The sequence below is a fragment of the Streptomyces melanogenes genome (assembly GCF_014649795.1).
Classification (GTDB): domain Bacteria; phylum Actinomycetota; class Actinomycetes; order Streptomycetales; family Streptomycetaceae; genus Streptomyces; species Streptomyces noboritoensis.
Window position 1 is genome coordinate 169,930 of sequence record NZ_BMTS01000016.1, and the last position, 8,562, is coordinate 178,491.

The window sequence follows — 8,562 nt, forward strand, 5'->3', positions numbered from 1 at the left end:
GTCTGTGGCTGGTCGCGCCCACGCGGCGGAGCCGCAGATGTCCCAGCCCCGCGCCCCTAAGGGGGCGCCCCGATTCCCGCACGTCATGTCCTCGTTACCGGCCATTCAGACACGCTTGCGACGCTCACTCAATGCAGCCCGAGGTGCCACCCTCCCGGAACGGGACCGCCGCCCGCCCCAAGGCGCTCGCGCCTGCCCGCTCCGACGTGCTCTCCGACGCGCCTGACAGCGGTCCGGCGCGGAAGAATGGGTTTATGAGCCAGCAGCCCAGCGCCGAGGTCCACCTCCAGCCCGCGTCCCAGCCGTCGGTCGGTTCCATAGCCGCGCACCGGCCGCACACCCTCGCGGCCGCCGTCTCCGACCTGGAGCCGGACATCGACGCGGATCTGGACGGGTACGAAGGGTACGAGCGCGACCGCGAGGACGCGCCCGGGGACGACGAGCTGCCCTCCGGGCGCTTCCTGGACCGCGAGCGCAGCTGGCTCGCGTTCAACGAGCGCGTCCTGGAGCTCGCCGAGGACCCGGCCACGCCCCTGCTCGAACGGGCCAACTTCCTGGCGATCTTCGCCTCCAACCTGGACGAGTTCTTCATGGTCCGGGTGGCGGGCCTCAAGCGCCGCATCGCCACCGGCGTCGCCACCCGCTCCGCCTCCGGGCTCCAGCCCCGCGAGGTCCTGGACCTGATCTGGACCCGCTCGCGCGAGCTCATGGCCCGGCACGCCGCCTGCTACCAGCAGGACGTGGCCCCGGCGCTCGCCGACGAGAACATCCATCTGATCCGCTGGCCCGACCTCACCGAGAAGGAGCAGGCGCGGCTCTTCACGCTCTTCCGCCAGCAGATCTTCCCGGTGCTCACCCCGCTGGCCGTGGACCCCGCGCACCCCTTCCCGTACATCTCGGGGCTCTCGCTCAACCTCGCCGTGGTGGTGCGCAACCCGGTCAGCGGCCACCGGCACTTCGCCCGGGTCAAGGTGCCGCCGCTGCTCTCACGGTTCCTGGAGGCCTCGCCGCAGCGGTACGTACCGCTCGAGGACGTCATCGCGGCGCACCTCGAAGAGCTCTTCCCGGGCATGGAGGTGCTCGCCCACCACATGTTCCGGGTGACCCGGAACGAGGACCTGGAGGTGGAGGAGGACGACGCCGAGAACCTCCTCCAGGCGCTGGAGAAGGAGCTCATGCGGCGCCGCTTCGGGCCGCCGGTGCGCCTGGAGGTCGAGGAGTCCATCGACCCGTACGTCCTGGACCTGCTGGTGCGCGAGCTGAAGATCAGCGACGCCGAGGTGTATCCGCTGCCGGGTCCCCTGGACCTCACCGGTCTCTTCGGCATCGCGGCGCTCGACCGTCCCGAGCTGAAGTTCCCCAAGTTCGTGGCCGGAACCCATCGCGACCTCGCGGAGGTCGAGTCGGCGTCGGCGCCGGACATCTTCGCCGCGCTGCGCGAGCGGGACGTGCTGCTGCACCACCCGTACGACTCGTTCTCCACCTCGGTCCAGGCGTTCCTGGAGCAGGCGGCCGCCGACCCGGACGTGCTGGCGATCAAGCAGACGCTGTACCGGACGTCGGGCGACTCGCCGATCGTGGACGCGCTGATAGACGCCGCCGAGTCCGGCAAGCAGGTCCTCGTCCTGGTCGAGATCAAGGCGCGCTTCGACGAGCAGGCCAACATCAAGTGGGCCCGCAAGCTGGAGGAGTCGGGCTGCCACGTGGTGTACGGCCTGGTCGGCCTGAAGACGCACTGCAAGCTGTCGCTCGTGGTGCGCCAGGAGGGCGACACCCTGCGCCGCTACTCGCACGTCGGCACCGGCAACTACCACCCCAAGACGGCCCGGCTCTACGAGGACCTGGGGCTGCTCACCGCCGACCCGCAGGTCGGCGCCGACCTCTCGGACCTCTTCAACCGGCTGTCCGGCTACTCGCGCCGCGAGACCTACCGCCGCCTCCTGGTCGCCCCCAAGTCCCTTCGGGACGGCCTGGTCTCACGGATCAACAAGGAGACCGCGCACCACCGCGCCGGGCGCCCCGCCTACGTACGCATCAAGGTCAACTCGATGGTCGACGAGGCCGTGATCGACGCCTGCTACCGGGCCTCGCAGGCCGGTGTGCCGGTCGACATCTGGGTGCGCGGCATCTGCGCGGCGCGCCCCGGCGTCACCGGGCTCTCCGAGAACATCCGGGTGCGGTCGATACTCGGGCGCTTCCTGGAGCACTCCCGGGTCTTCGCGTTCGGCAACGGCGGCGAGCCCGAGGTCTGGCTGGGCAGCGCCGACATGATGCACCGCAACCTCGACCGACGCATCGAGGCCCTGGTCCGGGTCACCGACCCGGCCCATCGCGCGGCTCTCACCCGGCTCCTGGAGACCGGCATGTCGGACACCACCTCCTCCTGGCACCTGGGCCCGGACGGGGAGTGGACCCGGCACGCCGCCGACGCCGACGGACAGCCGCTGCGCCACGTACAGGAGATGCTGATAGACGCCCGGAGGCGCCGGCGTGCTACGCCATGACACATCCCCGGGACCGGAGACCGCGGGGGACGTCCTGTCCCCGTATCTCCACGCGCAGGCGGGGGAATTCCTGCGCAGCCTCCGCCTCCACCGCGAGGCGGGGCCCGACAACGACGGCACCGAGGAGGCCGCGCGGGCGCTGCGGCGCGCCGCCCGCCGCATCAGCGGCACGCTGCACACCTTCCGCCCGCTGCTGGATCCGTCCTGGTCCGAACCGCTGCGGACGGAGCTGGGCTGGCTGTCGGCCACGCTGGCCGGGGAGCACTCCTGCGCGGCCCGGCTCGCCCGGCTGCTCGACGGCCTCCAGCGGCTCTCCGGCAGCCCGCAGGTGCCCGCGCCCCGCGGTGAGTCGGCGGCCGGGGCGCTGGCGGTGGGGGCGGCCCGGGCCGGGGCGCTCCTGGACCGCCAGCTGACGCTTGCCCGCACCCGGGCGCACTCGGCGGCCCTGCAGGCGCTCGGCTCGTCCCGCTTCCACGCGGTGGCGGACTCGGTGGCGCTGCTGGCCAGCGAGGTGCCGCTGTCCAGCTCGGCGGCGGCGTACGCGGTGGAGGTGCTGCCGCCGGCCGCCCAGCTCGCCGAGCAGCGGCTCGTGGAGGCGGTGGCCGCGCTGCCGCTGGCCCGCGCGGCCCATCCGTACAACGCGGAGGCGCTGGTCCAGTCCGGCGAGGCGCAGGACGCCCCCTGGCACCAGGTGCGGCTGCTCCTTCGGCTGCACCGGTACGCCCAGGAGGCGCTGCACACCGGTCTGCCGTACGAGGACGACGAGCGGCTGCTGCGGGCCGGGCGGGCGCTCGACCGGCACCGGGACGCCTCGGAGGCCGCTGCCGCCGCCGCTGCCGCCGCCCGTACGCCGAGGATCGCCCCGGCGACGGCGTACGCGCTGGGGGTGCTCCACGCCGACCAGCGGCACGAGGTGGAGGCGGCCCGGTTCGCCTTCCAGCAGATCTGGCAGCCGGTGGCGGCGACCGCACCGGTCACCGCGCCCGTGACCGCCCCGACGGTGAGCGCGCCGTGAACCGGGACGGGCGGGTGCTCGCCGCGGGCTGCGTCCTGTGGCGGCGCTCCCCGTGGGGCGACGGCGGCCTGGAGATCTGCCTGGTCCACCGGCCGAAGTACGACGAATCGTATCAGTGCAGGTCACAGTGCACTATGATCCGCACGCATGATCGATACGAGGGTTCCTGACAGACCGTCCAAGACCTACTCACGGTCGTACGTTGCGCCCCCGCTCCAGAAGCACCTGGACGGGGGCGGCACGGTTGAACAGTGGCTCGCTGGCCGCACCCCCGTAGCCTCCCTGGCCCGCATATCCGCCGACCGGCTCAGGGGAGATGCCATCGGAGTGGGGCGCCAGCACAAGAACAACACCCGCAATGCCGAACTCCATGGGTGCGCCGTCGTCCTCCATTACGAGGACAACAACATCACGGCCGCTAAGCGCGAAGTGAAGCGACCCGCGTTCCTTCAGATGATCAAAGACATCACGCACGGGGCGGAAGAGGAAACCGCAATCCCCGTGGCGGGCTGCGTCGCAGTAGAACGTGAGCGCGTTTGGCGCCTCCCACGCGACTTCGTCGCCTTCCAGGATGCGCTGATCATGAACGGCAACGGAGTCTTCATCGAAGACAAGGCCCTACTGGACCTGGTCAATGACGATGGCACCATCATCGCCGCTCTGGCAACTTCGGGAACAGGCGAAGCCGAAGTGAAGAAGATCCGGAAGCGCACTCAACGGAATGCCAAGGACAGGGCCGAGGAAGGCGGCCTTTATGGTGGGCCTCGCCGGTTCGGTTGGTACGGCTCCGATAAGGAAAGTGGGCGACCAGGAAATAAGTTCATCGACCCAGCAGAGATTGAGCATGTGGTGGATCAGTTCACTCTCCGATACCACGGAAAGTCGTGGCGCAGCATCACGGCAGAGATGAACCGGCGTCGCATTCTTACCGCCCGAGGGAACAAATGGACTGAGCAGGCGGTCAAGTACCTTGTCACTAACCCCGCTCTATGGGGTGGCCGCATAATCGATGGCGAGCTCGTGATGGACGACGAGACCGGCGAACCCGTCCTCGGGGCCTGGGAGGTACCCAAGGAGATAACTTACGAAAAGTGGCTAGTAATCATGCAGGGCGTCCAGGCGCGCCGAGCGCATCGGGGAATGCAGAAGCCGCAGAATGCACCCAGCGAGGAGCGGGGCGGGCGTCGCTACAAGTTCTCCGGATCCCTCCGATGTGGGCGCATCAATGAGCTCGACGAAACCTGCTACGCCAAGCTAAATGGCAACAGGGGATCAGGGAAAAACAAGGACCACTACCGGTGCGGTGACCCAAACTGTAAGGGAATCAGCCGACAGAGCGAAGCAGTTGACGCCTATCTGGAAGGCCTGGTTCTCGCCTACCTTGACAAGCACTTCACTGCCACCGTTGCTATTCCTACCCCCTGGCGCGGGGAGGAAAAGATGAAGGCCCTCCTCAAGCAGAGGAAGGCCATCAAGGATTCAGTATCCGACGGCAACGCTGATTGGGAGGACGTGCACGATATCCTGCTCCGCCTGAACCGCAACATCAAGACCCTACAAGAGGAGAAGTCAGACCACGAACGAAAGGAAGCCGAGCGTAATCTACTGCGTGGCTGGAACCGTAAAAAGTGGGATGACTTCGACTACCAACAGAAACAACGCGCAATCAAGCAGGTAATCAGTGCCGTGGTGGTGATGCCCATACCCGAGGGAGTCAGCGATAAGGCCCCCTTTGACCCGACGCTACTCCACGTCGTCTGGCGCAAGGACAAAACCACGGCAGCTAAGCCGCCAACTGAATCCCAAACAAGCGACACAACTCCTGCCGCTGCATAGCCCCAGGAGCTGGCGCCAACTCCAACTGCTGCGCTACCCAGTCCTCAATTGAAACCGTAGCCTTGCCGACAAAACCCCTCGCTTCTTCCACGGTCGAGGGGTTTTGCATATCTCCCACACCCGAGCTCGGGCCAGCATCCTGATAGTTCACCTCAGAAGCAGAGGAGACGGTCAATCGATTACCTCCTGGATAGGCGATGATGAACAATTCTATCCAGATCTAGCGACAGATGACCATGGAATTCAGGATCCAATCCCGGTGAGAGATCACACAGAAATAGTTGTCGAGAATGTTTCCGAACCACGGTCCCGTGACAGTGCCTAGGCAGACACTCTTGCCCCCTTCTCTCACCCGGCTTCGACCGTCAAGCGCCTGGAGCCCGCCTGACAACCTGAACACGCCTCGGGGTACTCTCGGCCGCTGGGGGCGCTGATCGCGCCGCGTGTGGCCGCATGGGCCGTCACGGGAGGGGACGAGAAATGGCAGGGCATGAAGGCTTCGGGCCTGGAGTGCACTGGAACAAGCTGTCAAAGTCAGACTGTGAACGGCTTGCGCGGGATACCGACATACCGCAGTGGCTCAGGGTCTACTTCGCTGCACACTGGCGACTGAACCAGATAGCTCATGCAGAGTTCGGGCCGGAAGAGCTGGCCGAACTGCTAGCAGGAACAGCGGGCAAGCCCTTGAGTAAGAGCGGACTCTCTAACGCGATCAGGACCGCCAAGGAGAAGGGTCTCCTGATGGAGGACTCATCGGCTCGATGCCTGACGCTGCCTCGGCATCACGCCACCACCGGCAAGGGCTCAGCCTCCTGCCGTGAACACGGCATCAGGAACCGCTACCAAGCGGCGTAAGGGGTGAGGTTCACGATCTTGATGAAGCAACTTCACGAGATAGATGAACCTTGCCCTAGACGTCACAAGGCCAAAGCATCCCTTGCCTCTAGTATCTGTAGTGACTTACAAGTAAGAAACGAAGCCAAGGCAACGACAGAAGAAAGAGTGCAACGGCAAGTGGCCCCGGCAGGGGCAAAGGTCTACTAGGTCTACTAGGTAAGACACTCTGGGGCCCGAAGGGCCCACGGTTAATTACGTCTTCACTGATGGGGCCCGGAGGGCCCACGGGTAAGTACGTCTTCACTACAAGAGTCCAGATACGTACTTACTCAGAGGACCCGCCTCGGCTGGCGGTTCCCAGTTGACTGATCATGCATTACCCCTCCCGGCAAGAGGAATGGGTAATAGTTTGCATAAGTGTGAGCTATCACAACCCTTACCCACCAAGGGGTGTAGCCGTTAATCCCAGCCTGGGAAAGCCTTGGAACCGTGGCAGGATCCGAGCGGCTAAGACGTGGCGGTCAAGGGCTTCAGCCTCAAGGGGTCATACCCCCACCCTCTGGCCGATGAAAGACAGGGGTGAGGAGGAGGTGGGCATAGAGACCCGCCCACATAGAACGTAGGTGTCCTCTCATTGGCTCCAGGACGGCCAAGGCGTGTGATGTTCACATCCTGTGGATGGAGCCGGTAGAAAATCTGATACCCGTACACGGTTCGAGGAAGGCACCCCCGGTGGGTCCTACGGAGATCAGCAAAGGGATTACCCCAGGGGCCAAAGGGAGCAGCAGGAACACACCTGTCCCGTCTCATTTGATCTTGCCGCCGGGTGGGGCCCTGACCTGCGGCAAGACAAAGTCGAGTGAGACGCCGAACCCTCTCCGCCTCAACTGATGTTGTCTCTCAAACGCGTTTCCAGGGCCGATCACCGCCGGGGCGGCAGCCCACTGAACTGGGCTGTCTCACTTGACCTTGTCCCCCACAGGCGAATCGGACAACGTCCAGTGAAACTGAGGCAAGGTCTCGTGAGACGGAACAACACCGGCCGCCGCTGCGGAGGGTGACCACCCAAGGGCGTCTCACAAACGAAGGATTATGAGACGGATGAGACCGCGTCTGCCGCTGTCCGTTTCATCCCGGCCCGGGCGTCTCATAACCCGTCTCGAAAAGATCCTCATCCACCTAGATTATGAGACACCATTGTGAGACGGTTGGATCATGACGACGAACGCCGTTGCACCGGCTGATCTTGTTGAACGTCACGACTGCCCGAAGTGCCAGGCTCCAGCCGGTAGCGCCTGCCGGACGGCCAAAGGCAGCGTTGCTTCCAGCTACCACACCGGCCGCTTCACCCTGGTTCCGTCTCTCAAGGCAGAGCTGAACGTGAAGACTCCCGCCGACCGCACCCCCGGTAGGCCCTGGAAGGCTTCCGTGGCCCCTGTGGCGGCCGTTGAGATACAAGCGGGTGATCCGATCCGCATCGGTTACGCACGCTGCTCTACGGCCGGACAGGAGCTTCAGAGCCAACTGGACATGCTGGCCCGTGCCAACTGCACGAAGGTGTTCGCAGAGAAGATCTCCACACGCATCAAGGTGCGCCCGGAGTTCGAAGCCGCACTCAAGTTGGCCAGGGACATCAAGGGCGCAGCACCTCAGCAACCAGTGATCCTCACCGTGGCGGAGATGAAGCGTCTCGCGCGCGGCGCGGCAGAGCTCATGAACCTTGGCTCGACCCTCCAGGCTGACGGCATCCAGCTAGAGATCCTGTCCGGCCCGCTCCAGGGCATCTACGACCCCAACGGGGCCGGAGCCATCGTCTTCGCTGTCCTGGCCGTAGGCGCCGAGGTGGAGCGCGAGGGCATCCGGGAGAAGACCATGGAAGGACTGGAGACAGCTGAACGCAACGGCCGCCACGGCGGACGGCCCACAGTCATGAGCCAGGACAAGCTGGCCGCAGCACAAGCCAGACAGGGCAAGGGAGAGAGCGTGACATCCATCGCCAAGGCCCTGGGAGTGTCCAGGGCGACCATGTACCGCGCACTCGCTGAAGCGGCGGAAGAGGCCGAGACGGAGTAATGAGGTCGTGTCCCGGGTCGTGGTGTAGGGGATCAAGCGTTACGCGTTTCGGTAGAAAGCCCCTGCCGACCTCCGCAGAGGCGACCTTTCACGAAGTGCCCTGCCTGCTGAGGCGAGTTGCGCGCCCGTTCCGGCGGAGCCGCCGCGCCCGACCTGCGGATCCGGCGCCTTGATCGGCTTCACCACGAGGCGGCAACGCCGTTGCTTTTGCGGTTCGGGCTGGGTGTCAAGTGCCTGGTCATGGGGCGGGACCTCGGGTAGTTCCTGTGGTGTCGAGCCCAGGAACGAGTGCCCGGA

At 65.6% G+C, this 8,562-nt stretch carries 4 protein-coding genes; all 4 read left to right on the forward strand.

The features are described 5' to 3' along the window. The first annotated feature begins 254 nt into the window (after nt 1-254). The 4 genes from IE252_RS30520 to IE252_RS30535 all read left to right on the forward strand — a co-directional run bounded on the left by IE252_RS30520 (nt 255) and on the right by IE252_RS30535 (nt 8,265). Nucleotides 255-2,504: an RNA degradosome polyphosphate kinase gene (locus tag IE252_RS30520; protein ID WP_190092644.1), complete on the forward strand. Its 2,250-nt coding sequence runs from the start codon at nt 255-257 to the stop codon at nt 2,502-2,504. Then, nucleotides 2,491-3,519, forward strand: a complete 1,029-nt coding sequence (locus IE252_RS30525; protein WP_190092645.1) for a CHAD domain-containing protein — start codon at nt 2,491-2,493, stop codon at nt 3,517-3,519. Before IE252_RS30520 ends, IE252_RS30525 begins: the two co-directional genes overlap by 14 nt. Before the next feature lie 147 nt (nt 3,520-3,666). Then, nucleotides 3,667-5,355 (forward strand): recombinase family protein, encoded by a 1,689-nt coding sequence (locus tag IE252_RS30530; protein ID WP_190092646.1) that lies wholly within the window; start codon nt 3,667-3,669, stop codon nt 5,353-5,355. A 2,052-nt stretch (nt 5,356-7,407) separates the two neighbouring features. Further along, a complete protein-coding gene (locus IE252_RS30535) occupies nt 7,408-8,265 on the forward strand; it encodes a recombinase family protein (protein WP_190092647.1) in 858 nt (285 codons plus the stop codon). Nucleotides 8,266-8,562: the final 297 nt, after the last annotated feature.